At 48.2% G+C, this 25,099-nt stretch carries 25 protein-coding genes, 1 tRNA gene and 2 CRISPR repeat arrays; of the genes, 11 read left to right on the top strand and 15 right to left on the bottom strand.

Features of this window, described 5'->3' with window-relative positions:
- The first annotated feature begins 11 nt into the window (after positions 1–11).
- From cmr4 to NX720_RS22945, 5 genes are read left to right on the top strand one after another with little or no spacing between them, the layout of a single operon-like run.
- The gene (cmr4, locus tag NX720_RS22965; protein WP_262597787.1) at positions 12–878 is read left to right on the top strand and encodes a type III-B CRISPR module RAMP protein Cmr4; all 867 of its coding nucleotides are present in this window, start codon (positions 12–14) and stop codon (positions 876–878) included.
- A gap of 1 nt (position 879) precedes the next feature.
- A complete protein-coding gene (cmr5, locus tag NX720_RS22960; protein WP_262597786.1) occupies positions 880–1,350 on the top strand; it encodes a type III-B CRISPR module-associated protein Cmr5 in 471 nt (156 codons plus the stop codon).
- On the top strand, positions 1,343–2,503 hold the full coding sequence (gene cmr6, locus NX720_RS22955; RefSeq protein WP_262597785.1) for a type III-B CRISPR module RAMP protein Cmr6: 1,161 nt from the start codon (positions 1,343–1,345) through the stop codon (positions 2,501–2,503). The genes cmr5 and cmr6 overlap by 8 nt, the downstream gene beginning before the upstream one ends.
- Entirely contained in the window at positions 2,503–3,411 is a 909-nt protein-coding gene (gene cas6, locus NX720_RS22950) for a CRISPR system precrRNA processing endoribonuclease RAMP protein Cas6 (RefSeq protein WP_262597784.1), read from the top strand. Before cmr6 ends, cas6 begins: the two co-directional genes overlap by 1 nt.
- Before the next feature lie 2 nt (positions 3,412–3,413).
- The gene (locus tag NX720_RS22945; protein WP_262597782.1) at positions 3,414–3,848 is read left to right on the top strand and encodes a PDDEXK family nuclease; all 435 of its coding nucleotides are present in this window, start codon (positions 3,414–3,416) and stop codon (positions 3,846–3,848) included.
- 64 nt (positions 3,849–3,912) lie between these two features.
- Here NX720_RS22945 and NX720_RS22940 read toward each other — a convergent pair whose 3' ends face one another.
- Positions 3,913–5,466 carry a transposase gene (locus tag NX720_RS22940; RefSeq protein WP_262596267.1) on the bottom strand — a complete coding sequence of 518 codons (1,554 nt, stop codon included), beginning with the start codon at positions 5,464–5,466 and terminating at the stop codon, positions 3,913–3,915.
- Positions 5,467–5,684: 218 nt separating this feature from the next.
- Between NX720_RS22940 and NX720_RS22935 the strand changes: the two genes are divergently transcribed.
- Positions 5,685–6,371, top strand: a complete 687-nt coding sequence (locus tag NX720_RS22935) for a Card1-like endonuclease domain-containing protein (protein ID WP_262597781.1) — start codon at positions 5,685–5,687, stop codon at positions 6,369–6,371.
- A 129-nt stretch (positions 6,372–6,500) separates the two neighbouring features.
- Positions 6,501–9,013: a CRISPR direct-repeat array (repeat unit 36 nt; unit sequence GTTCCGGAGCTTCCCTGACTTTGAAGGGATTAAGAC).
- 49 nt (positions 9,014–9,062) lie between these two features.
- Here NX720_RS22935 and nadS read toward each other — a convergent pair.
- The 3 genes from nadS to NX720_RS22920 form a co-directional block, all read right to left on the bottom strand.
- Complete coding sequence (nadS, locus tag NX720_RS22930) at positions 9,063–9,359, bottom strand: NadS family protein (RefSeq protein WP_262567254.1); 297 nt, start codon at positions 9,357–9,359, stop codon at positions 9,063–9,065.
- Entirely contained in the window at positions 9,352–9,672 is a 321-nt protein-coding gene (locus NX720_RS22925) for a type II toxin-antitoxin system RelE/ParE family toxin (protein ID WP_262597780.1), read from the bottom strand. The genes nadS and NX720_RS22925 overlap by 8 nt, the downstream gene beginning before the upstream one ends.
- Positions 9,673–9,821: 149 nt before the next feature.
- Positions 9,822–10,994 carry an RNA-guided endonuclease InsQ/TnpB family protein gene (locus tag NX720_RS22920; RefSeq protein ID WP_262597778.1) on the bottom strand — a complete coding sequence of 391 codons (1,173 nt, stop codon included), beginning with the start codon at positions 10,992–10,994 and terminating at the stop codon, positions 9,822–9,824.
- 65 nt (positions 10,995–11,059) lie between these two features.
- On the opposite strand from NX720_RS22920, the gene tnpA (NX720_RS22915) reads away from it, so the two are divergent.
- Positions 11,060–11,488: an IS200/IS605 family transposase gene (gene tnpA / locus NX720_RS22915; protein ID WP_262595354.1), complete on the top strand. Its 429-nt coding sequence runs from the start codon at positions 11,060–11,062 to the stop codon at positions 11,486–11,488.
- A gap of 70 nt (positions 11,489–11,558) precedes the next feature.
- Here tnpA (NX720_RS22915) and cas1 (NX720_RS22910) read toward each other — a convergent pair whose 3' ends face one another.
- Positions 11,559–12,290, bottom strand: a complete 732-nt coding sequence (gene cas1, locus NX720_RS22910; RefSeq protein ID WP_262601641.1) for a CRISPR-associated endonuclease Cas1 — start codon at positions 12,288–12,290, stop codon at positions 11,559–11,561.
- 381 nt (positions 12,291–12,671) lie between these two features.
- On the opposite strand from cas1 (NX720_RS22910), the gene NX720_RS22905 reads away from it, so the two are divergent.
- The 3 genes from NX720_RS22905 to NX720_RS22895 all read left to right on the top strand — a co-directional run bounded on the left by NX720_RS22905 (position 12,672) and on the right by NX720_RS22895 (position 13,556).
- Positions 12,672–12,935: a type II toxin-antitoxin system RelB/DinJ family antitoxin gene (locus tag NX720_RS22905; protein WP_262597776.1), complete on the top strand. Its 264-nt coding sequence runs from the start codon at positions 12,672–12,674 to the stop codon at positions 12,933–12,935.
- Positions 12,935–13,204 carry a type II toxin-antitoxin system YafQ family toxin gene (locus tag NX720_RS22900; RefSeq protein ID WP_262597774.1) on the top strand — a complete coding sequence of 90 codons (270 nt, stop codon included), beginning with the start codon at positions 12,935–12,937 and terminating at the stop codon, positions 13,202–13,204. The genes NX720_RS22905 and NX720_RS22900 overlap by 1 nt, the downstream gene beginning before the upstream one ends.
- A gap of 172 nt (positions 13,205–13,376) precedes the next feature.
- The gene (locus tag NX720_RS22895; protein ID WP_262597772.1) at positions 13,377–13,556 is read left to right on the top strand and encodes a hypothetical protein; all 180 of its coding nucleotides are present in this window, start codon (positions 13,377–13,379) and stop codon (positions 13,554–13,556) included.
- Here NX720_RS22895 and tnpC read toward each other — a convergent pair.
- Complete coding sequence (tnpC, locus tag NX720_RS22890) at positions 13,535–15,208, bottom strand: IS66 family transposase (RefSeq protein ID WP_262595368.1); 1,674 nt, start codon at positions 15,206–15,208, stop codon at positions 13,535–13,537. The genes NX720_RS22895 and tnpC overlap by 22 nt on opposite strands.
- 56 nt (positions 15,209–15,264) lie before the next feature.
- On the opposite strand from tnpC, the gene NX720_RS22885 reads away from it, so the two are divergent.
- On the top strand, positions 15,265–15,465 hold the full coding sequence (locus NX720_RS22885; protein ID WP_262601640.1) for a type II toxin-antitoxin system Phd/YefM family antitoxin: 201 nt from the start codon (positions 15,265–15,267) through the stop codon (positions 15,463–15,465).
- A 125-nt stretch (positions 15,466–15,590) separates the two neighbouring features.
- Here NX720_RS22885 and cas1 (NX720_RS22880) read toward each other — a convergent pair whose 3' ends face one another.
- From cas1 (NX720_RS22880) to uvrB, 9 genes are all read right to left on the bottom strand, one after another.
- Positions 15,591–16,517: a CRISPR-associated endonuclease Cas1 gene (cas1, locus tag NX720_RS22880; protein WP_262597771.1), complete on the bottom strand. Its 927-nt coding sequence runs from the start codon at positions 16,515–16,517 to the stop codon at positions 15,591–15,593.
- Between the two features lie 9 nt (positions 16,518–16,526).
- Positions 16,527–16,847 (bottom strand): CRISPR-associated endonuclease Cas2, encoded by a 321-nt coding sequence (cas2, locus tag NX720_RS22875; RefSeq protein WP_262597770.1) that lies wholly within the window; start codon positions 16,845–16,847, stop codon positions 16,527–16,529.
- The gene (cas1, locus tag NX720_RS22870) at positions 16,837–17,787 is read right to left on the bottom strand and encodes a CRISPR-associated endonuclease Cas1 (RefSeq protein WP_262597769.1); all 951 of its coding nucleotides are present in this window, start codon (positions 17,785–17,787) and stop codon (positions 16,837–16,839) included. Before cas1 (NX720_RS22870) ends, cas2 (NX720_RS22875) begins: the two co-directional genes overlap by 11 nt.
- A 2-nt stretch (positions 17,788–17,789) precedes the next feature.
- Positions 17,790–18,068, bottom strand: a complete 279-nt coding sequence (cas2, locus tag NX720_RS22865; RefSeq protein WP_262567246.1) for a CRISPR-associated endonuclease Cas2 — start codon at positions 18,066–18,068, stop codon at positions 17,790–17,792.
- A 281-nt stretch (positions 18,069–18,349) separates the two neighbouring features.
- Positions 18,350–20,108: direct repeats of the CRISPR family, unit length 36 nt; unit sequence GTCTTAATCCCTTCAAAGTCAGGGAAGTTCCGGAAC.
- A 107-nt stretch (positions 20,109–20,215) separates the two neighbouring features.
- The gene (gene csx16, locus NX720_RS22860; protein WP_262597768.1) at positions 20,216–20,572 is read right to left on the bottom strand and encodes a CRISPR-associated protein Csx16; all 357 of its coding nucleotides are present in this window, start codon (positions 20,570–20,572) and stop codon (positions 20,216–20,218) included.
- Positions 20,573–20,602: 30 nt separating this feature from the next.
- A complete protein-coding gene (locus NX720_RS22855) occupies positions 20,603–21,649 on the bottom strand; it encodes a hypothetical protein (protein WP_262597766.1) in 1,047 nt (348 codons plus the stop codon).
- A gap of 166 nt (positions 21,650–21,815) precedes the next feature.
- Positions 21,816–22,247, bottom strand: a complete 432-nt coding sequence (tnpA, locus tag NX720_RS22850) for an IS200/IS605 family transposase (protein ID WP_262597764.1) — start codon at positions 22,245–22,247, stop codon at positions 21,816–21,818.
- A gap of 510 nt (positions 22,248–22,757) precedes the next feature.
- Positions 22,758–22,834 (bottom strand) — tRNA-Val (locus NX720_RS22845).
- Positions 22,835–22,908: 74 nt separating this feature from the next.
- On the bottom strand, positions 22,909–24,915 hold the full coding sequence (gene uvrB / locus NX720_RS22840; RefSeq protein WP_262597762.1) for an excinuclease ABC subunit UvrB: 2,007 nt from the start codon (positions 24,913–24,915) through the stop codon (positions 22,909–22,911).
- Positions 24,916–25,099: the final 184 nt, after the last annotated feature.

Here is a 25,099-nt window from a genome sequence, read left to right as displayed (position 1 = left end):
GACTCATAACAATGACTACAGAAACTCTTTTCCTGACCCTGGTGGCGGAAACCAGTATTCATGCGGGAGCCAGTGAATCCGAAGGGGTCGTTGACCTGCCGGTTCAGCGGGAAAAACATAACGACTGGCCTTTTGTCGCCGGTTCCGGCATGAAAGGTGCCATGCGTGCGAAAGCACAAACCATTGAAGGACTGGATATAAAAACCCTGTTTGGACCAGACCCGAAAGATAATAACGGCAGCGACTACGCAGGCAGCCTCCAGGTCACTGATGCCCGGTTACTGCTGCTGCCCGTGCGCTCCCTCACCGGACACTATCGCTGGATCTGCTGCCCTGCCCTGCTGAAACGGCTGGAAAGAGACCTGCATCGTGCTGGCAGGAATAATGTCGTTTTCAATGATGAAGTTGGAGAAGGTGAGGCTTTGCCGGGAAAATTGCCGGGAAAAACGACCCTGTATCTGGAAGAGTACGCCTTTTCTGTTAAAGACCGCATTGCTGAATCCGGGCTGGCACTGCTGAAGTCTGTTTTGCCAGAAGACCATCACGATGAACTTGAAAACAAGCTGGCGGTTATCAGCGACGACTACTTCCGCCATCTCTGTCGAGCAGCCATTCCCGTGAATGCCCACATAGCCATCGACAGTGATACGAAAACCGTCAGAAAAGGTAAGCTCTGGTATGAAGAGTCCCTGGCACCCGACACCATTATGTATACGATGATTGTCGTTCAAAAAAGCCGTAACGGTAAAATGAGCGCCGCTGAAGGAAAAACAGCGGTTACAGAACAGTTGTTCGCAACACCTTATTTGCAGGTGGGCGGCAACGAAACCACCGGCATGGGATGGTTCAAAGTGAATCAGGTTCAGGAGGACGCATAATATGAGCCTGAAAGTCAAAGGCATTGCCCGCCGTCGCAGTGACAAAACACAAAGCAGCAATATGACCGACACACCCCAGACCATGCAGCAAAAACGAGCCGCTTTTTGTTACGAAAAGGTGACAAAGATTGCCGGTCATGAGAAACAGGATGCCGCCAAACGCTTTAAGGCTTATGCCAACTCATTGCCTGCCATGGTGCAAATGAACGGCCTCGGGCAAGCACTGGCGTTTGCCAAAAGTAAATGTGATTCCGAAAAACCGGAAGGTATTGCCTGGCAGCACCTTTATGACCTGATCAGTGAATGGCACGGCAAAAACGAAGGCTGTTACACCGGGCAGGATGTGCTTGAAGGCATTATATCCTCGGATATGCACGTATACCGTCAGGCACAGGCTGAAACCCAGGCTTTGATGGTATGGGTCAAACAGTTTGCCAGAGCTGAAATCAAAGGGAGTATTGACCATGCTTGAACTGCCTCTTTATCAGAAGGCTCACTGTGATAAACCCGTTGAGTCGTTTCATAAAGGCTTATGGTTTGAGCGGTTTTTCTCTTATCCCGAAAAATGGTCTGTGGGCGAAAAGCACAAAAGTCACAAAGCAGATTGGGTCAGGAGCGTATCCGGATCATGCGGTGATAGCACGGCAATTGAAAAATTTTCTCAACGTCTGGTTCGTCTGATTAATCATCTGCAAGGCCAGTATCAAGTCTATGAACTCGACTGGCATTTTGTCACGGGTATGGGCAATCCTCATCCGGTAGAAAATGGTTTCCTCTGGCACCCGACTCTGGGCACGCCCTACCTGCAAGGTGCTTCCGTCAAAGGTTTGCTGCGCAGCTGGATGGAACAGCAAGGCGCTGATCCGGAGACCCTGCACCTGTGGTTTGGCAGTGAGTCTAAAGAACCTGCCCATCAAAACAATGACAACAAAAACAATGACAACAAAACAGGCGCATTGGTATTCCACGACGTCATTCCTGTCGACAGGCCAAAGCTCGGGGCGGATATCATGACGCCCCACATGGGTAAGTGGTATGAAAAAGGCGGTTCGGATCACCCTGCTGACAACCCTGAAACCGTTCCGGCGGACTGGCACAGTCCGGTGCCGGTGTCCTTTCTGGTGACCCGTGAAGCCCGGTTTCTGTTTGCCATTTCTCCACGCACAGCCGCCATGGCAGAAGTCATGGATACCGTGATGGCAGAGTTAGAAAATGCACTGGAATGGCTCGGGGCGGGCTCAAAAACATCGGTGGGTTATGGAGCCATGCAGCGAAAAGAAACGGCTGAAAAAGACTTTGCCGAGACTTTGACCGAACAACAAAAACAGGAAGAAGAGTCCCGGAAAAAATCCAGCCTGAGCGAAGCAGGACTGGCACTCTACGAGCTGGAAAAACAGTTGCAGAAGGATATTGAGCGCAACCACAAAGAAGCGGGCGGAGATTGTAAAAAACAATTAAACAGTATCGTTAAACAGGCTGAAGGAAATCCCTGGGCAAAGGATGAGCTGGAAAGTCTGGTGGAGCTGGCTAAAAAGGTACTCAGCCACCACGGTCCCGGACCTAAAAAAGGCAAGGGAAAGGAGCTTATGGTTAAAATCCGGACACTGCTGGAGAAAGCCAATTGATGCAAAACCTTCCCGTTGCCCGCTACCGTTTCCGGGTTCGTATGAACAAAGCCTTGGCCTTACCGGCCTTCTCCGGATCGCTAATGCGCAGTGTATTTGGCAGGGCGTTAAAACAGATAGTCTGTGCAGCCCATGGTGAAGAACCCTGCCCGCCACAGTGCGCCTATAAACGGCTGTTTGATCCGGAGCGCCCTGCGAATGGACGATTTCCGGAAAACCCGCCGCCTTATGTGATCGAGCCACCCCGACAAACCCGGATTGAAGCCGGGCAGCAATTACAGTTTGCCATGGTATTAATGGGTGACGAACTGGATGATCTACCGGTCGTCGTGCAAGCCTGGCAACAGGCACTGGCGACCGGTTTGGGCAGGCAGCGGGTATCAGGCCAGCTGTTGGACGTTACATTAGTAAACAACGATGATCGTATAACTGTATTCTCAACACAGGACTGCCGCTTTCAGCCACACTCACCCCGGTTAAATTTACTGACAGGCAGCGGTTTTAACTGTTGCCAGCTGCACTTCCTCACACCCCTGCGGCTGCAACAGCAAAAACAGTTTCTGAAACCGGAAGCTCTGACACCGGAAGTACTGGCAAAAGCCCTGCTACGCCGAATCCGTCTGGCGGGTGAATTATACCTGGGGCTGGAGCTGCCTGACTGGCATCAGTTCGCCCACTGGTTTGAAGCGGTCACCCTGAAGAGCGATCTGCAATGGCAAACCGTGGAGCGTTATTCCAGCCGACAACAGCAATCCATGAAACTGGGCGGACTGACCGGCACCATTGAACTTGAGAATCTCCATCCCCGGCTGGCTCCCTGGCTAATGCTTGGGCAATATCTGCACCTTGGCAAGAACAGTTCATTCGGGTTTGGGCAGTACCATCTGACAACCATGCAGGAACAATAATAATGAATACAACAGACTGCGGCACCGTTATGGTGTGTATCGCCACCCAGCAGAATGCCGCTAATATCCTGCCGGTTATGACCGTCAGGCCGGACGTAGTGGTCGTAGCGGTTTCCGAAGAAATGAAAGCCCGGGGAGACGCCCTGAAACAGTGGCTTCAAAAGCACGGTGATTTCCAACCGGAGCACATTGTGCTGAAGCACGACCTGCCCAGTCATGGCGTTAACCGGATCACTGATTATGCACTGAACCTGTTGATCGACCTGAAAGACCAATGGAGTGGTTATCGCCTGATACTGAACGCCACTGGCGGCAATAAGCTGATGACACTGGCTTTTGTGAATGTCTTTCGACAGGACGAAGACGTAGAGAAAATCCTCTATACCGATACCGACAATAATGAGCTGGAAGTGATTGAACCTAAATTCAGCAGTTGAACGCCACTGAGCCATGCCATTAGGAATAGCTTCTCACGGTTCTGAGCAGCGTTTTTTTAAGTCATTAGCCCGATCGAATTAATGGTTGCATCGTAATAACCTGCCCTTTTTTCAAAAATTTTGAGACCGCTTTCGTTAAAATACGACACCATGCGTTAATTGGATTCAACTGCGGTGCGATACTTTTGATTGAATCAAAAAAATCACACAGTTCACTTTGTAATTTCGCAATTTTATACATCCATCGATGCTGGCTTGTCAGCTTTATTTTCTTTTGGTTGCCAGAGTGGGTCAGCTTGCCAATTGAACTCATTAATAAGGGACGGCTGGTAATTGATTCTTTATGGGAGTCCGGATTACTCAATCGAACGTATAGCGTCCACCAGTTGTAAACCAAGGCAACCATTCGGGCCAGCATTCGACATCTTGCCATATCTTTTGTTACATAACCGCCCCAGCCCCATTGGTTTTTGATTTCATCAAAGTTATTTTCACAGTCAGCCCTATTGCGATAATGATTAATGATCGAGACTATATCATTATCAAGAGATGTGACCAGAACCGAATACTCGTAAGCTTTTATATTTTCTGGCTCTTCTATTAATGCTAACGTTTGTTGACGTTCTTTTATTCCTTTTTCCAACATCGGTATTTCATTTTCAGGACGCCGTCTTCGAACAATAATTATGCGTCTTTCTTTTTTCCAACCTGACAGTTTAATTACGGATTCTTTTCCCTCCCAATGGTTGTCGTATTTTACCCATCCTCCGCTACAGTGTGCATTCCCTATGGCTTTCTTAACGTTGTCGTGCTTCTTCATTTTAAAAAGATAATGACAACCAGCATCTTCCAATTCGCTCATTACCCGGTCACTTCCCCAATCACAATCACCACGAACAAATTCAGGCCAGCAGCGTTTTGGAAGTCGATTTAATAGCTCCATTAAACCGGGTAAAGAGTATTTACTTTGACTTTGATTTCCGGGTCTGACTTCAACCTCCAGTATTAATTTAAGATTAGCCATCATATATGAGTGGTAAGTATGAGAGGGTCTCCCTTTCTTATGTGGGTTATAGCCATTAACCGCTCCTTCCTGATGCCCATAAATGGTTTTCACGGTAACATCAACATCCATAATCCATGGAATGGTTAATAACGGATCAAAACAGAGATGGAGGTGTTTTTGCATCCATTCAACGCCTTCATCTTCGTCAATCTTCTTTAAACCACGCCTGGCAGAATCATCGCTGACAATTTTTTTCATCCCGAGCAACTGAGCGTTTACTTTATCACCAATAATTGTTCCGATATGCGCATAGCGTTTATGTCCTGAAAGAATGGAAAGCATTAATGAGCCAATCACATCCACTTTTTGAGGGGCGTTTGGGCTTTTATAAGTTAGTGGGCAATCGTTAATCCAGGGTTCAAATCGGTGACCTGTTTTTAAAAACTGTATAAAAAAAGGAAGCTGTCCCATTGGGGTGACCGATGCTTCAGGCTCCCACTCGACATGAATTTTACCGTCGAAAGAATCGACTTCGAGTTTGACGGATAAGGGATCTTTTTTCATTTCAGACAACTCACCCTTTGGGGGAGTGGGTTTTGGTGGTCGAACCATCTTCGAGCCCTCAATATTGTTGAGGGTTAGAGTTTAGCTCAGGGGTTAACCGCTGAATTTAGGTTGAACCGGCAAAAACACCTTCTATCTCGATTCCTCCCATTTTTACTATTGCCGGTTACCTTGACGCACAAGACCGTATTGCCCGTCAGCCAAAAAGTGAGAAATCACCCTGGTGCGATAAAGCCAATGAGCGTAAAGCCCTGACAAAATGGTTGGTGGAACACATTGAAGACCTGATGCATGAAAAAGGCGGCAGCATCCTTCCCCAAATCAATAGAGCGGTCGCAAAGGCTCTGGATGAAAATGATGAATTAAAACCCAATGAAAACCTTCAGACACTGAATTACGCTGGTTATCGCGGCAAACACATCCTCAAAAAACTGAAGGAAGAAGGCATTTTTGACTGGTCGGAAGAGCGTCCCGAGACGCTGTATTTTACCAGTGCCGAGGCTGCCTGTTATATCAAAGGCCGCTGGCTGGAAGAGTATGTCTGGCATATTGCCGGGGATTCCGATGCTGAGTATGTTGCGGCAGGGCTGGACATTCACGATGGCAAGCATCGCAAGGATGATGTACGCAATGATCTGGATCTGGTCATCGTACATAACAACCGCATGTTGTTGGTGGAATGCAAAACCAGCCAGATGCAAAAGAACAAGCAGAAAGATGCGGATATTATTCATAAGCTGGACAGCATTGGTAGCCATGCCGGAGGGCTGTTCTGTGAACGAATGCTGGTCAGTGCCTCACCGCTGGACTACGAAAACAAGAAAGGAAGAAAGATAAAAGTGACCTCCCGGGCTAAAAGCTATGACATTAATGTATTGCAATACGATGAGATCAAACAGTTCCGCGATGTTATCAACCATTGGGTAAACACAGGGGAGCTGCCCGATAGCTGATGCTGTCGTCAACCCACTAAGAGGAAAGGGAAATGAACGTTTTAGACGCCTTTTTAACTGTACAAAATAACAGTGTCTGGCAAGCCCCTTTGCAAGCTATTGATATTGAAGTATTATTTTGGCGGTAGAGTTCCGGAGCTTCCCTGACTTTGAAGGGATTAAGACGTTCGATGATCAGGTCGAAAGCGCCTCCTTGCGTTCCGGAGCTTCCCTGACTTTGAAGGGATTAAGACAGTTCCGCTGCCATCATCGCCTTGTCTTCCTCGTTCCGGAGCTTCCCTGACTTTGAAGGGATTAAGACTGATATTCAAACCCAATAAAAAACTCCAAGCTGTTCCGGAGCTTCCCTGACTTTGAAGGGATTAAGACAAAAAAAATGACAATGATAAAAACCCTGTAAATGTTCCGGAGCTTCCCTGACTTTGAAGGGATTAAGACGATCAGGAACGCCCGTTCTTTAACTGGCTTTGTTCCGGAGCTTCCCTGACTTTGAAGGGATTAAGACCCAGACCTGGCAGCCCAAACCCGTGCTGACCGAGTTCCGGAGCTTCCCTGACTTTGAAGGGATTAAGACCCTTGGACTTCGTGGCCTTCGGAGCGATGCCAGTTCCGGAGCTTCCCTGACTTTGAAGGGATTAAGACTCGGGCTGGATGTCAGTCCGGGTTCCATTTGTAGTTCCGGAGCTTCCCTGACTTTGAAGGGATTAAGACGGTGAGTGGTATCCCTGCAAGGCGAGTATCTTCGTTCCGGAGCTTCCCTGACTTTGAAGGGATTAAGACCTGTACTCCGAAGCTAAGAGCATTGCTGTGATTTGTTCCGGAGCTTCCCTGACTTTGAAGGGATTAAGACCCTTACTTGGTCCAGCTATCCCAAAGGTTAGTCGTTCCGGAGCTTCCCTGACTTTGAAGGGATTAAGACTAATTCCGTATGTCCTTTTGCCACTTCTAAGGTTCCGGAGCTTCCCTGACTTTGAAGGGATTAAGACAAAATCACCCGTGGTTATCCGACCACGTTCAGGGTTCCGGAGCTTCCCTGACTTTGAAGGGATTAAGACCGAAACATCGCTCTACACGACACAGGCCATCAGTTCCGGAGCTTCCCTGACTTTGAAGGGATTAAGACCCTGCGGATTCTTTCGATGAACCCGAGCCAAGGTTCCGGAGCTTCCCTGACTTTGAAGGGATTAAGACGCCTGACCTTCGCGGGTGTCACTGTCCCGCAGCGTTCCGGAGCTTCCCTGACTTTGAAGGGATTAAGACGGAAGGCATTCGTTGATGCCAGGGTACTTACGTTCCGGAGCTTCCCTGACTTTGAAGGGATTAAGACGCCGTCGAACGTGATAGCGTCACTGTCGAGTACGTTCCGGAGCTTCCCTGACTTTGAAGGGATTAAGACGTGGCAAGAGACTTCCATGTCCTCGCCGGTGCGAGTTCCGGAGCTTCCCTGACTTTGAAGGGATTAAGACACTTTCATTGAGCCGGTTTGTACTTTACTCATTGTTCCGGAGCTTCCCTGACTTTGAAGGGATTAAGACACAGTGTTTCGATGTTCATGCTGACGGCAGCTTCGTTCCGGAGCTTCCCTGACTTTGAAGGGATTAAGACGACAACATGAAGCGAGAAGAGGCGGCATTTAGCCGTTCCGGAGCTTCCCTGACTTTGAAGGGATTAAGACGGTTACTCGAACTCTCGGCTTGCTCATGGTTATTCGTTCCGGAGCTTCCCTGACTTTGAAGGGATTAAGACAGGGCGGTACGAACTCTCGCGTTGTACTGGTTGTTCCGGAGCTTCCCTGACTTTGAAGGGATTAAGACCCTGCACCGGCATACTTCTGAGCGTTCTTGAGAGTTCCGGAGCTTCCCTGACTTTGAAGGGATTAAGACGTCATGTCCTCCATTGGTTGATGACACGACAAAAAGTTCCGGAGCTTCCCTGACTTTGAAGGGATTAAGACGGTTCAGCGAACCTGATTGGTTCATCCAAGTGGTTCCGGAGCTTCCCTGACTTTGAAGGGATTAAGACGCAGGTAGGCAGGTTACACAAGCTGGTGAATTGTTCCGGAGCTTCCCTGACTTTGAAGGGATTAAGACGTACTCGAACTTAGGGTCTGGCTTATTCTTCTTGTTCCGGAGCTTCCCTGACTTTGAAGGGATTAAGACTGAAGGACATCAGGCCAGACCTGATACTGTTGTTCCGGAGCTTCCCTGACTTTGAAGGGATTAAGACTTCGTGCGCTTCCTCGTCTTCCTCGTAGCCATCAGTTCCGGAGCTTCCCTGACTTTGAAGGGATTAAGACCCTTATCCCCGGCTGGCTCGACCCGGCAGACCCAGTTCCGGAGCTTCCCTGACTTTGAAGGGATTAAGACGCTAGGCGACCAGCACCTTAGCTCGTAACAGTAGTTCCGGAGCTTCCCTGACTTTGAAGGGATTAAGACTTCCGAGCAATTTCCATCCGGTGAACGATCCGAGCGTTCCGGAGCTTCCCTGACTTTGAAGGGATTAAGACAAATTCTCATCTTCTAATTCCCGAATTTCTACGTTCCGGAGCTTCCCTGACTTTGAAGGGATTAAGACTTCAGCCGGATCATGCCTTTTTCACTTATATCGTTCCGGAGCTTCCCTGACTTTGAAGGGATTAAGAAAAAACCTTGCTTTTGTTTTCGGAAAACGACCCTTAACCGATATATAGTATTACTGGTGAAGTAAGTTCATTGCCTGGACTGGGTTATTGCGAAACATAATCAGTAGTGATCTGGCTGGCCCAAGCGGTTTTCTCACCTTCTGCTCCCAACTCTGAACTGTCTTAATGCTCACCCCAATGAGTGCAGCAAACTTCTCCTGAGAGAGGTGCGTTGCTTTTCTGATACTGGCTACATCAATCTCTTCATACTGGAATGTCCGTGAAGGCTTCTTAATGCCTTTGTTAATGTCGATTGCTTCCCTTACGCTCTCCACTAATTCATCAAAGTTAAATTCATGGTCACTCATTGCACAACTCCCTCGCTAGTTCTGACAGTACTTTTTTCTCGGCACTGGTTAAGTCTATTTGCCGGTTTTTGGTATAGGCGTACAACATGTAGAAGGTATCTTCACTGACCTGCCAGTAATAGATGGTGCGAACGCCTCCCCGTTTGCCGGAGCTACCCAGCTTCCAGCGAAACTTCCGTAAACCCCCAGTACCTTTGATAACGCTACCAATGTCAGGCTGGGCGATCATGGTCTCCTGCATGACTCGATAATCATCATCAGACATGAGCTGGGTAATAATTTTGGTAAATACGCTGGTTTCTACAAATTCCATACTATCCTACTTTGTAGTAGTAAATATACCACAAAGTGGTATTTGCTCAAGCTGTGGCACATTGAGAGCATTATGGTAGTAACCAAGTCATACTCAAGCTTGGATATCCGTGACTGCTCCCCACCCTATCGGGTGAGGCTTCTGATTTCTTAGGCAGCAACCGACAGTCTGCCGGATTTACGCAAGCCTCCATCAGCAGAAACGGACAGTCCTTCCGCCTTTAATTTCAATATGCCTTGCTTCTTGATATTGCGAGCTGCATTAATATCCCGGTCATGGATAGCACCACAGCTACACTCCCATGATCGGATTCTCAATGGCATTTTTTCCTGTTTCAAATCGCAGACTGAGCAAGTTTTAGAGGATGCAAACCACTGGTCTATCTTCACCAGATGTTTACCTTCCTGCTTTGCCTTGTATTCGAGTTTGGTTATCAGTGAGTGCCAGCCAGCATCAGCAATAGAACGAGCAAGACGCTTGTTCTTGAGCATGTTTTTAACTTTCAGTGTCTCCACAATCACCGCTTGGTTTTCGTCGATGAGTTGTTTTGATAGCTTATGCTGAAAATCATTACGGGCAAAGGCTACACGCTCATGCGCCTTTGCCATCAATAAACGGGCTTTGTGCCTACCTTTTGAGCCTTTCTTGCAGCGAGATAGAGCCTGTTGTTTTCTTTTCAGGTTACGTTGTGCTTTTTTCAGAAAGCGAGGATTGCCAGTCTTATGGCCGGTACTGGTGATAGCCAGATCAGTAATCCCCATATCAACACCGACAACCTGATTAGCTTCAAGATTATCAATCTGTTTTGGTTGTTCCTGGGTATCATCAGCCAATATGGAGGCAAAATACTTGCCGGTTAGCGTTCTGCTCAGGGTGATAGACTTCACCTTACCCACTATTTCACGATGCACTTTAGCCCTTATGGGCTTGCACTTGGGGATTTTTATCCAGTTATCGCCCACAGAGACAGACGTACAATGGTAGCTACTTTGCTTGCCATGCTTTTTCTTGAAGCGAGGAAATCTTGCCTGCAATTTGGGATTGAAAAAGTTTTGAAAGGCCGTATCCAGATTGATAGTGGCCTGTTGCAGTGCAATAGAGTCAGCGTTTTTCAGCCATGAGTACTTTCGGCTTTTCTTGGCTTTTGCCAGCAAGGGCTTCAGGTGTTTTTTGGGAGAAAGGCTCTGCCCACGAACCTTGTAATAATGAACCTTAATAGCCAGGGCCTTGTTCCATACGAACCGCACAGCATCAAACTGACGGTCGAGAAATTCCGCCTGCTCTGATGTTGGATAGATTCGTACTTTGGTGGCTCTCAGCATGGAACATTATTTCAGTGCTCATTAATATAATCTTCATATTACAGGTATTTGAAAGAGGTTTTCAAGTGAGCGCACACAATAAAGATTTGCTTAAAGGGTATCTTCGCAAACGACATAGCGTTACCAAGCTGGTTGTTCATTTGGTGTTCACGACAAAGTACAGACGAAAGCTTTTTGATGGCTATATGATCAAGCAGTTACGGGAGTCGTTCGAGAGTGCATGTGAAAAACTGGAATGCCAGTTACTTGAAATGGATGGCGAAAAAGATCACGTTCACCTGTTGGTGGCCTACCCACCAAAACTGGCTATCAGTGTCATGGTAAATAATCTCAAATCAACATCATCAAGACGGTTGCGAATGCTGAATACCCACCTTACTGCTCAGAGCAAAGCAGGCTTAATGTGGTCAAGGTCTTACTTTGCTTGCAGTGCTGGCGGTGCAACTATCGAGACTCTGAAGGACTACGTTAATAGCCAGAGTACACCAGATTGATGGCGGAAGGCTCTGCGCCTTCCCGTCTTATATCCCCGCCCGCATTGGGCGAGGGTTTACGACGATTTTGCTAAGACCTCACCCAACCTTCAGCCCCCAAAGCCCCCAAAGCCCCCAAAGCCCACTTCAGAGTAGTAACCCCCATCTTCTTTTCCACCTGTTTTGAAAACCGGTACCACAGGGGATACCAGATTCTCTGCCCGTCACGGTTCAGAACACACTTAACCTTTTTCCGCCAGGAAAAATGAGACTTATTAATAATGTTCCGGATAAACAGGTCAACAACAAAAGCCTCAAGTTCCGGTCTGAAACAGTCTGTCAGATCGCAGGCTAAAGAGGCTCGCCCATGGCAGGGAGCATGAAAAACTCCGGCATAGCAGTCCAGCCCCCGGCTGCAAAGCGACAGAATAGCCTGCTGATACAAACCAGTGGCCCCGAGTGAGAGCAGTGCATTGACAGGGTCAAGAGGGGGGCGGCGATTGCGTCCGGTGAATTCAAGGGAAGCTGGCAGTATTAACTGCATTGCCCGGTATACTTGTTTGGCCCCCTGCCCTTCCAGATTCAGCAAAAGACCTTTATCCGGGCTTATCTGATTCAGACTCGTTAATATCGCAGACATTTTTTCTGAGAGCTCTGTCTGGTTTATGGACTTGAGCCACAAAGACTGACGGGTGAGTTTGTAACGACCCAAAGCCCTTGCCAGACGAAAAGAGAGTTCTATTGGGTAAATACAGGAGATCTGCCCGACAGCTGATGCTGTCGATGCGCTCTGCCAGCCAGCACCCGTGGAGGAAGGAAAAATTAACGTTTTATACGTCTATTTAACTGTACAAAACAACAGTTTCTGGCAAGCCCCTTTGCAACCTATTGATATTGAAGTATTATTTTTTGCGGTAGAGTTCCGGAGCTTCCCTGACTTTGAAGAGAAGTTCCGCGAACATTCGCCATGATGTCACCTACGCCGCCCGTTCCGGAGCTTCCCTGACTTTGAAGAGAAGTTCCGCCCATTGTCCATCTGGGCACCGGTAACCTTTACGTTCCGGAGCTTCCCTGACTTTGAAGAGAAGTTCCGCAACCGAAAAACCAGCCCTTACCCGATCTATATTGTGCTGTGTACCAAATGGTCTACAATGACATTGCATCATACAAAACAACACTACATGGTATGCAAGAGGTACTTAAAATGAGCAAAAGTGAGGTAGTCAAGGCAAGAATTGAGCCCGATGTAAAAAGGCAGGCTGAAGCGGTATTCAGACAGCTAGGACTCAATACCACACAGGCAATCACTTTATTCTATAAACAGGTAGGGTTGTGTCAGGGAATGCCCTTCGATGTCCGCATACCTAACGATGAGACAATAAAGGCACTTGCTGATTCCAATGCAGGCATAGGCTTAAAAGAGTTCGACACCCTTGAAGATATGTTAAGGGACCTGGATGACGAATAATGTTAAAGCCAGTACAGTCGTCAAGATTCAAAAAAGACTACAAGAAAGTAAAGAAGCAGAACCAAGACATGGATAAGCTGGTTGAGGTATTGAAGTTGCTGATTAACCAGAAATCCTTACCCGCAAAGAATCGTGACCATGCTTTAACCGGAAGCCTTAACAAGTACAGAGAGTGCCACATAGAACCTGATTGGCTTCTGATGTATAGGGTTGATGGTCAGAAGATAGTCTTCGAAAGAACCGGATCACATTCTGAATTGTTCAGATAGCAACATAACCCCTTTCTCAACCATTGCCGGAAGCAACCGGCTGGATATATTAGCATCTTCGCCATAAGCCCTCGCCTTACATCCCCACCCAATCGAGGGTGTCACATAGTGGATATCAGATAATTACCATACTATTATCAGCTAATAATATGATTAAGACGAGGTAACACTTATGGCAGCCTTATTAGATTCTGCAGAACAGGCGCTCCCAGTGACAAGACTTGTGCGTAGTTTCAAAGAGTATCTGGATAAAATTTGCGTAACTTTTCTACAAACCGCTTCAAAATTAGCAATTAAGACACCGCTTTTCCCTATTGTTGCCTCCAATTGTTATACCTTTGGCGGATCATGATTGCGCATTTCACAAAGCCGCTCCTCACTCATTAACCAGGGCAGATAAGGAGTGAGATCATTAGGTGGCTTCCTGCCATTTATGGCACAAGCCTCAAGATAGGCACCCAGCCAGATTTTTGGATTAATATCCCAAAGCTTTAGCGTCATAAAAACGCTGAATAGAAAAGCGGCTATATCAGCACTCCATACGCTGCCAGAGCCGTAGTAATTCTTCCTGCCAACGACACCTGTGCGCAGTGCTTGCTCTGCAGCGTTGTTATCCATGGGGATACCGGGATCAGTGACAAAGCGGGTCAATCCTTCCCAGTGATTCTGTAGACTTTCGAGCACTTTTTTCGCTCTGACTCGCAGTTTAGGACGATTAAGTTCCTGATCCCTCTGGATTGCCATCTGCTCTACCTGATGTTCAAGCCGTAACTGCTGTGTTGCTAGCTGCTCAGGTTCATCAAGCACTTCAAGTCGCTGACTATTAAGATGATATAAACGACCAATCCTGTTCACCCAGGTGGCGCTCCATTTCTCCAACTCCGGATCACCTCGTTGAGCGTCAATAAAATCCCGCCTGACGTGAGCCCAGCAGAAAGCTAAATTAATAGACACCGCATCATTCGCAAGCTTTTTGTACGCTGAGTATCGGTCACACACCAGCGTTCCAGCCCCGTCACCAATGATCGACTCTGGTACGACAGCCGCACGGGTGTCAGCAATGCTGAAATAAACCGCCTGATCACAGAGAAATACCCAAAGCCAATGTTTGTGAGAACCTGTGGTCTCATGTGCCCAGCTGATCCACCGGGTTTCATCAGCATGCCACTGATCGCTACTGGCGACGAATTCCCGAGTAGCTTCGGCAACCGGCTCAAAAAAGGGCGTTATAGCTTCCAGGCCAAAGGAGATGGTCGCCTGCGACAGTTCCAGTCCCTGAGTCTTATAAGACTCAAGTTGCCTGTTTATGGGGATGCCGTATGCGTACTTATTCAGCAACAGCTCCACCCAGACAGAAATACCAAGCTTTCCTTTGTTGATGAGTCTTGGTGGAGGTGGTGGAGTAGTAATATTGGGCGTTTCAGGGCACTGGCAAGTTTTTTGGTAATGCCTTCGGTGATAACGACGAACGTGAGCCTTAACTTCAACTTCAATTACGTCGCAGCTGTCGTCATTGAAAAAAGACTTGAATGGCCGGTGACAGACTGTACAACACTGTTTGTCCACTGGTAAGTCTACAGACTCATGAACCACTGGCAGGTTGTTGTGAAGATGGCGACCAGAGCCGGGGACTCCGGGCTGGTGACCTCGTTTTCGATTTGAAGGTGGCCGGGTAGTATTGCCACTTTTCTTTGAAGAAGAACTGGTCTTCTCTGATTTACGACCGAAAAGCAAGTGCTTCATGTGTGCCAGTTCTGATTTCAGATCAGCGACCTGGGTGTTCAACCCAGCCATTTCGGCTTTATGCTGAGCGATAAGAGAGGCATTTTTAGCCAATACTTTTTTCTCTCGGCCACAGGCCGCCTTCCACATGGCATGCCAGAGGTTGGCCTGCTGTTTTAGCTGGATGTGTTCCTGCTTGGTGAGGATGACCTGCGAGGTAGCAAAGGGGGCAGGCAGTAATGCAGGTGTTGTGCCTGATCCTGAAACATGAGCATTTTGCATACTCTAAAAGTAGACGACTTTGAGCTTATGTTTAGTGGTTTGTAGAAAAGTTACAAATTTGCAACCGTGAAAACGACAAATATGTTGTGATGCGAAACAATGAACCTGCTGCCGTACTGTTGAGCGTAGAAAAATTTGAGTCCCTGATGAATGAACTGGAAGACCTGCGCCTTGAAGCTGTAGCCCGCGAGCGGCTTACTGCCTTTGATGGCACCACTATCAGTCATGCTGACATGTTGAAACGATTTGAGGATTGATCAACATGGCTTGGGATGTAGAGTACCTGCCAGAGGCTTACGACGACCTGAAGAGCCTGGGGAACCCAGAAGCCCGCAGAATACTGAAAGTGACACAGTACCTCAACTAAATCGGCAAGCTAACTCTAGTGGGGGCTTCTAATCCAACCTTCAGCCCCCAAAGCCCACTTCAGAGTAGTAACCCCCATCTTCTTTTCCACCTGTTTTGAAAACCGGTACCACAGGGGATACCAGATTCTCTGTCCTTCACGGTTCAGAACACACTCAACCTTTTTCCGCCAGAAAAAATGAGACTTATTAATAATGTTCCGGATAAACAGGTCAACAACAAAAGCCTCCAGTTCCGGCCTGAAACAGTCTGTCAGATCGCAGGCTAAAGAGGCTCGCCCATGGCAGGGAGCATGAAAAACTCCGGCATAGCAGTCCAGCCCCCGGCTGCAAAGCGACAGAATAGCCTGCTGATACAAACCAGTGGCCCCGAGTGAGAGCAGTGCATTGACAGGGTCAAGAGGGGGGCGGCGATTGCGTCCGGTGAATTCAAGGGAAGCTGGCAGTATTAACTGCATTGCCCGGTATACTTGTTTGGCTCCCTGCCCTTCCAGATTCAGCAAAAGACCTTTATCCGGGCTTATCTGATTCAGGCTCGTTAATATCGCAGACATTTTGTCTGAGAGCTCTGCCTGGTTTATGGACTTGAGCCACAAAGACTGACGGGTGAGTTTGTAACGAACCAAAGCCCTTGCCAGACGAAAAGAGAGTTCTTTATTGGCGATACAGTAATACTGTCCCTGTCGTCGGCAGACATTGGCAACGGGTTCAGCCATCACGCTAACGGGAGTAGTGTTGAGACGACTGCTTTGGAAATGCAGGCCGATCCCCTTCGCCACCAGACAGTGTACAACCGAAGAGTTTAAATCAACGGTGGTTCCGATAACGACTCGTTTCAGCAACTCAAGGGAAAATGTTTGGGATGCATCAGCCTGCCCGACAACCAGCCGCCCCTGATGGATGGTGAGGCAAGCATTTTTATGATTAATGTATAGCGTGTCCATTGTGCCGTGCTATTCCTCTTCATGAGGGTCATTCCAGACAATGACTTTGGGGCTGGCACTGAACTCAATACCCTCTGGCAGCGGTGGGCAACCGCACCACTTGATTGCCGACTGCGCCTGCTGGGGAAATAATCTGACATCATCATGGTCAGGATCAATCAGTGGCTCGATAGCTTCAACCAGATCGTTCAGAACACTCCGTTGAAACCGTCCAAAAAAAACGGATCGCTGCAAAGATAAAGCTTCCTGCCTCATAAGCCGGTGTACCCTGGCCAGTCGCCTGGCATCTTTAATGTCGTAACAAATCAACCAGTCCTGTTCAGCCGCCATGGTACTCTACAGCCTCCATTCTCTTTATCAGGGTATTGGCATAAATCCGCAGAAGCCTTTTCCAGCTTCGGGATTCCTGCTCAAACTCCGACTGAAATCGTTGCAGGGCTTCCGGTTTCAAAAAACAACCCTGCCCAGATAACACAAAGTCGTGGGCACGAAGCATTCTCTGATTAAACCTTTGCATAACAAACAGTTCCGCCAGTGGCCTGACCGGCTCCATCACATCACAGGCCAAAGCCTGACGGGAAGGCGTGGACTTATGATAGAAGCCAACAGAAGGATCAAGCCCAGAGGCTAAGATGACTTCCCATACCAGCAAATAGACTCTTGTATATGTCAACGACAACAGCGCATTAACCGGGTCTTTAGCAGGGCGGCGCTGACGTTTCTGAAAGCCAAGGCTGGCAGGCACCAGACAACGAAATGCTCTGAACCAGCTATGTTGAGCTCTGCCTTCCAGCCCCCTGAGCTGGTCAATGGTCTGCTGATTATTCAGTGCCTGCCTGCACGTCATAATCTGTTGATGAGCATCAAAAAGTGGTTTGCGAAATTCAGGCCGACGCTGCATACAACCGTCAACAGCCTTGAGCATTCGATTCATTTTTACGTTTATCCAGTAACGCACCAGCTCTGTTCTCTGATGCGTCTGGTTCAGCAATAAAAGCTGCCTCAGCTTGCGTTGTGCAAGGTTTGACCCCGGTGGCGCAATGGTAAAGCTTCTGGAAAGGCGATGGGTATTGATGTAAACCAGCGCAATACCCATCTCCTGGGCAGTGCTGATCAGGCGACTGGGGATACTGACCGAATGGAGCAACACCAGCGTATCGAGCCTGCGTAATGGAATAGTCAGCGGAGGTTGCTGCTCCTTGCGAATCAGCAAAGCCTGGGCCTGACACTCAAGGGATTTCACTCTTTCGTTAATAATAAGATGTGCCATCGTCAGGCCACCAGCAGGAAATCATTAAACAACACCGAATCAGACTGCCCCAGCCGTATGATTTCACGGGAGCGGCTGACCGGGACAAAAAACAATGAGTCTGATTCACCCAGCAGCGGCGATAATTGCCAGAAAATTTCCAGTTGTTGAGACTCGGTCAGCCAGCATTCAAACACGGACTTCTGCCGACTGTCGCAAATTTTGCGAAGAAGGTACAAGGCCCGCTGACGGGATTTGTTGTCACTGATGTCGTAACAGATAACCCACGGTTTGGCTGACATACGATGAACTCCTGACTGACTTGTTAGACAGTTTAGTGTTCATGGGTGGAGGGAGGGGGGTTGGCAAGCTTGTATAAATGGTGTTGGAAGTTTTCGTCGCCCGCTGTCGGTACAGTTCCTAAGTCTTAGGGGAGCAGCACAACAAAATAGGCAATGTAGGTTGGGTAGAGCGAAGCGACACCCAACACGGTGCCCAGAATTAACTCCCTATGTTGGGAGTCACTTCGTTCGTCTCAACCTACGAAAGAAGGTGGAAACAGAGAAATTCTTATCTCCTGCTGCCCTTAATCCCTTCAAAGTCAGGGAGGTTCCGGAACAAAAAACGGTCGTCCATGGATAAACCTAACAGAGTCTTAATCCCTTCAAAGTCAGGGAAGTTCCGGAACTGGAGGTGAATGTAAAGTAAAGACTGTGCCTGTGTCTTAATCCCTTCAAAGTCAGGGAACTTCCGGAACAATGAGCAAGAAAAACAAATTGAGTTAGATATTGTCTTAATCCCTTCAAAGTCAGGGAAGTTCCGGAACGCATGGAAATGAAAGCTTGCGGCAGTTCACCAATGTCTTAATCCCTTCAAAGTCAGGGAAGTTCCGGAACGGGTATTATTGCAGACCTGGGTCGTAAGGTGACGTCTTAATCCCTTCAAAGTCAGGGAAGTTCCGGAACTGGTTCGGATCAAAGACCGGGCGACCTGAAAACAGAGTCTTAATCCCTTCAAAGTCAGGGAAGTTCCGGAACATTGGCGGCGCTCCGTTCTTTATGCCAGTACGTCTTAATCCCTTCAAAGTCAGGGAAGTTCCGGAACACAGATATTGGCTTTATCATGGCCTCTACCGATGTCTTAATCCCTTCAAAGTCAGGGAAGTTCCGGAACACTTAGGCGATTGGCTGGACTGGTAGGCCGCCTTCGTCTTAATCCCTTCAAAGTCAGGGAAGTTCCGGAACTGGTAGAAACAGCGTTCAAGAATTAGTCTGCCGTCTTAATCCCTTCAAAGTCAGGGAAGTTCCGGAACTTCTTCGGGCTGCTGGAGCCAAAGCCGAAGGACGTCTTAATCCCTTCAAAGTCAGGGAAGTTCCGGAACATGAAATACATTCAACTCAAGCAGAAAAGTAAGTCTTAATCCCTTCAAAGTCAGGGAAGTTCCGGAACAAGCCTGACCACAACACGAGAGTTGTTGAGTGTCTTAATCCCTTCAAAGTCAGGGAAGTTCCGGAACACGCTCGGAACGCCAAGCACGCTGCCGCAAAGGTCTTAATCCCTTCAAAGTCAGGGAAGTTCCGGAACGCTATCGAGGCAGGGATGATTCGTGAGGGTTGTCTTAATCCCTTCAAAGTCAGGGAAGTTCCGGAACGAGCAAAACCGGCAGGATCATATAAATCCCGTCAGTCTTAATCCCTTCAAAGTCAGGGAAGTTCCGGAACGCATAACGCCTTTATCAGCCGCCGCCGAAGGGTCTTAATCCCTTCAAAGTCAGGGAAGTTCCGGAACAAGTACTACAGGTCATGGCGTGAAGGTGGTATGGTCTTAATCCCTTCAAAGTCAGGGAAGTTCCGGAACCTCTAAACCGAAGTTCAGAGGGCATTTGTCATTTGTCTTAATCCCTTCAAAGTCAGGGAAGTTCCGGAACGATGGCATCGTCGATGCTTGGGGCGTTGGTGATGAGTCTTAATCCCTTCAAAGTCAGGGAAGTTCCGGAACTCAGCACAAAAACCCTGCTGGGTGGCGGCGCATTGTCTTAATCCCTTCAAAGTCAGGGAAGTTCCGGAACCGATCTGCTTGGCTATAGGGTTTTCAAAGTTCGTCTTAATCCCTTCAAAGTCAGGGAAGTTCCGGAACTTCTAAGCATCCCCTTTTCCATCCTGAAAAACCGTCTTAATCCCTTCAAAGTCAGGGAAGTTCCGGAACGGTATCGCTCCGAAGGGGTCGAAGTCGAAGCGTCTTAATCCCTTCAAAGTCAGGGAAGTTCCGGAACACTGGCTTCAGACCGAGGGCGAAGGCAGAAATGAGTCTTAATCCCTTCAAAGTCAGGGAAGTTCCGGAACTCTACCGCCAAAATAATACTTCAATATCAAGAGGTTGCAAAGGGGCTTGCCAGACACTGTATAAAGACACAGTTAAATCATGATGATTTCCGTCTGTTTTTGTCCTGTCACTCATCTCTGTCACCGGGTTCTGCCAGGCTTTCTGTACCGGGTTTTCTTCCGGAAATAACATGCAGCTCCTCCAGTCTCGGGTTCATTTCTTCAAGCATTTCTGCACTGATTTCTCTGCCACGCATATTGTGGGGAACATCCAGACTGAAGTGAATTAAACGCACGCCCTGTTCATTAATATCTCTGGCAATATGTAAAGGCAGGGTACCCACCACCAGGTCTCCCTGTTGCAACACGCCCGGCTTCAGGTGATCAATCACCTCAGCCTGTTCATACCCCTGTCGTTTAATCCAGTCAACACTGGCCGGATGGCGACTGACAATAAATACTCGCCGGGCTTTTTGTTCTGTCATGTTACCACCTCTTGTTTATGGAGTGTCCGGTCAAAACCGGGCAAATTTTCTCATGGCACCCGCAATCGAACTGTCCAGCGAAGCATCACTGGTGATTTGAGCCAGATAGCGGTACTCACGAGCTGATGATCCCACCTGCCAGACCCGTTGCCTGATAATCTCTTTAAGTTCCTGCCAGTTGTTTTTTGAACCCCTGAGCCTAGCGGCACTGGCAATCAGTCTGAGTATCACCGGGTAGAAACCACCACCTCCAGCATGGTCACCTATTTTATCCAGCCACTCCCGACCTCTTGGCGTGTCGGTAAAACAGACATTATTGTAATCCAGTCCTTTACCGCCATAACTATGGGATGGCCGGGGCTTATTAACAGAAACTCTGGAGACAGAGCGTATTATGTCCGCCGGCAAAGTGTTTTTTTGTGACAACACTAAACCACTGCGTCTGACCAGGGGATCACTGCCCCCGAAAAACAGAGGTGGTGCCGTGTAGATAAGCTGTGCCGGACTGTACAGCGTCGGATCAAGGCGGCAATCGGTCTTTCGGGTTTCTGCCCACCGTTTGATAGTCTGTAGAGACACTTCTGAATCAAGCACAAAAAACAAATGGGCATAAAGGCGATCAGCATAAGGTTGCTGGCTGGATGTCAGCTGGCAGTAGCAGCTGGTCTGGGCAAAAGGCGACCCGAGTTTTTCCAGAGCCTGATTGATAGCCAACCGGGGTTCACGGTTCATGTCTACAGGCCGGATCGGTAAGCCGTCAATATCCAGTATGAGCAGAGACTGCATCCGGTTTCCAAGGGTGGGCGGATGATCATCTCTGCCATGGTACAAACGTCTTACCATCTGGTTCATGGGTAAAGAGTCCAGCGGCTGACCATGAACCAACGCAAATTGCGGTTTGGTACTGAGCTTGTCAATAAAGCTGGCGACTTCATGAATATTACGGATTTCACAGGAAATATGACGTTTGAAGAATCTTTCTTTTGGATACGGCGTCACCGTTTGAAATCCATGCTCAACAAGGCGGATTTCTTTTCGTAACGGACGACGGGATTCGAGCATAACAAAATATCGCATGCCTCTAACATTAGAGGCGGGATTAGTATTTTAGAGAATTGACAAGCTGGTGAATGGAAGCTGGAAGTCAACCCGGATTAAATGAGGCTCAGTTAACTGACCTCCGGCATAGCCGGAAGCTTATTAGGTTACGCCCTCTAAGGGCTTTTATTGCGCCCAAGGGCGCTTACCAATCAAGATCATACTGATCTTTCCTTGAATCATTCTTTTCTTGATCTCGGATGTAGGCTCGTACCACTTCTTCATCAAGCCCAACAGTTGAGACAAAATACCCTCTGGCCCAGAAGTGCTCTCCATTGAAATTTCGTTGCCTACCTTTGAAATTTTTGGCAATTTCTATTGCACACTTCCCTTTCAGATAGCCAACAACAAAAGATACCGGATATTTTCGAGGTATACTGATGCACATATGAACATGATCAGGCATCAAGTGACCTTCCAAAATTTTGCAGCCCTTTCTTCTGGCAAGCTCATGAAAAATTTCCCCCAGGAATTTCCGGAGGTTCCCATATATCACCTTCCGCCTTTTCTTTGGGATGAAGACGATGTGGTACTTACAATCCCAGCGGGTATGGGCCAAACTCTTGTAGTCTCGCATAGGTTTTACCTTCTATTTTCTTGGTCGAAAACTGAATTAGCTACTGTCGCTACGGTTAAACCTATGTGAGTCTCCCCAGCATAGCCGGAGGTTTATCAGTGTTAATTAACTACAAACCAAAATCAAGAAGAAGGGGTCAGATGAATGCCAAGCCTCACTGGACATACATATCCCCAGACCACCTGACAAAATCATTTGCCAAGGCTAGAAAAAAAGCTAACGCTTACCCAAACCTGAAACCAAAAGAGCAACCATCGTTCCATGAAATCCGGGCATTAGGTTCATGGATATGAGCACCGGGCTGGTTTTTCACATGACTATGTTCAGGTGCTTATGGGGCATTCAAGTGGCAAGACGACGACCGATTATCAGGAAGGACGCGAGATAAAATACGAAGAGGTAGAGGCTGGACTGAGGTTGTCAGGTCTGGAAATTTGAAATAATTTTCCGACCTAAACGACAAAAGCCCGCTAACAGCGGGCTTTTTCTTCAGAACTATCAATAAGATAGTGGTAGGCGATACCAGATTCGAACTGGTGACCTCCACGATGTCAACGTGGCGCTCTAACCAACTGAGCTAACCGCCTGAAGTTGGGTGTATATTATCAACAGGAATGAAAATAGCAACCCCTGAGTGCTGCAAAATGTTGATTGATTACTTTTATTTCAATGCCTTATCCCGCAGACGGCTGATCTGGTCCCTTACTGAAGCGGCTTCTTCAAATTCCAGGTTACGGGCATGCTCCATCATTTGGCTTTCCAGCTCGCTGATCTTTTTCGCCATGTCTTCCGGTGTCAGAGCTACCTCATAAACCGCCTCAGGCTCCGCCACCTTACGGGTTCTGGCCCCCCTCTTCTTACCTGGTGTCACTGCCCCTTCAAGAATATCCGCCACGGATTTTTGCACTGACTTTGGCACAATGCCGTGTTGCTCGTTATGAGTCATCTGCCTGGTACGGCGGCGCTCTGTCTCCTTAATCGCACGGTCCATCGAGCCTGTCAGCTTATCAGCGTACAGAATGGCTCGTCCGTTCACGTTCCGTGCCGCCCGGCCTATGGTCTGAATCAAAGAGCGATCAGAACGCAGAAAGCCTTCTTTATCCGCGTCCAGTATCGCTACCAACGACACTTCCGGCATATCCAGACCTTCCCGCAACAGGTTAATACCCACCAGCACATCAAATGCACCAATACGCAGATCCCGGATAATCTCGACCCGTTCAACGGTATCGATGTCCGAGTGCAGATAACGTACCCGAACCCCGTGTTCCCCCAGGTATTCGGTCAGGTCTTCCGCCATACGTTTGGTCAGCGTAGTCACCAGCACCCGCTCACCTTTATCAACCGTCTGGTTAATCTCCGACAGCAAGTCATCCACCTGGGTCGATGCCGGACGAACCTCAATAACCGGGTCAACCAGGCCGGTTGGTCGTACTACCTGATCAACAATCTGATCCTGATGCTCTTCCTCATACTTGCCGGGTGTCGCTGATACGAAAATTGTCTGTGGTCGTCTGTCTTCCCACTCTTCAAACCTTAATGGCCGGTTATCCAGAGCCGACGGCAGACGGAAACCGAACTCGACCAGTGTCTCCTTGCGGGAACGGTCGCCTTTATACATCGCCCCGATCTGCGGAACCGTCACATGGGATTCATCAATCACCAGCAAGGCGTTATCAGGAATATAATCAAACAGGGTAGGAGGGGGGGTTCCCGGTGAAGTTTTAGTCAGGTGTCGTGAATAGTTTTCAATCCCGGTGCAATAACCCAGCTCCAGCATCATCTCAAGATCATAACGGGTGCGCTGCTCCAGCCTCTGGGCTTCAACCAGCTTGTTATTATTACGTAATACCTCCAGACGCTCTTTTAGCTCAGCCTTAATGGCATCCGTGGCATCAATAATGGTCTGCCTGGGCGTCACATAGTGGGTTTTCGGATAGATGGTCACTCTGGGCAGCTTCTGTAATACCTCCCCTGTCAATGGGTCAAACAGACTGATCGCTTCCAGTTCATCATCAAACAGCTCCAGCCGAACCGCTTCCTTTTCCGATTCTGCCGGGAAAATGTCGATCACATCACCGCGCACCCGGTAGGTAGCACGCCTTAACTCTGTATCGTTACGGGTATATTGCAGCTCGGCCAGATTGCGCAACACCTGTCGTTGATCAAGCTGATCGCCCCGATCCAGATGCATCATCATCTTTTTGTACGACTGCGGATCACCCAAACCGTAAATGGCTGACACCGTTGCCACAATGATCGCATCGTCACGTTCCATCAACGCTTTAGTAGCTGACAGCCGCATCTGCTCAATATGTTCATTAACCGAGGCGTCTTTCTCAATAAAGGTATCGGAACTGGGTACATAGGCTTCCGGCTGGTAATAGTCATAGTAAGAAACAAAATATTCAACGGCATTGTCAGGAAAGAACTCTTTGAACTCGCCGTATAATTGTGCAGCCAGTGTCTTGTTATGAGCCATAATGATGGTTGGACGCTGGATCTGCTCGATCACATTTGCCACGGTAAAGGTCTTGCCCGACCCGGTTACCCCCAACAGTGTCTGGCACGCCAATCCTGACTGAATCCCTCCCACCAGATTTTTGATCGCCTCAGGCTGATCACCGGCAGGCTTAAACCCGGCTGAAACTATAAATTCTTTACCCATATAAACCCGACATGCAGACTATTGAACCATTGCCTCTATTATACGGAGCAAATGTCCGTATTAGGAAACGTCATATTGGTTAAAAATAACCAGAACGCACACTCTGAGCGCCTTCAAAACAATATAAAATATAGATAGTCATACAAAATAAACCCGTAGCATCCCCTGCGGGGGTTGTGTATTA

It is taken from the genome of Endozoicomonas euniceicola, assembly GCF_025562755.1.
Taxonomy (GTDB): Bacteria; Pseudomonadota; Gammaproteobacteria; order Pseudomonadales; family Endozoicomonadaceae; genus Endozoicomonas_A; species Endozoicomonas_A euniceicola.
The sequence above is the reverse complement of the archived record's forward strand: the minus strand, read 5'-3'. Positions and strand labels throughout refer to the sequence as shown.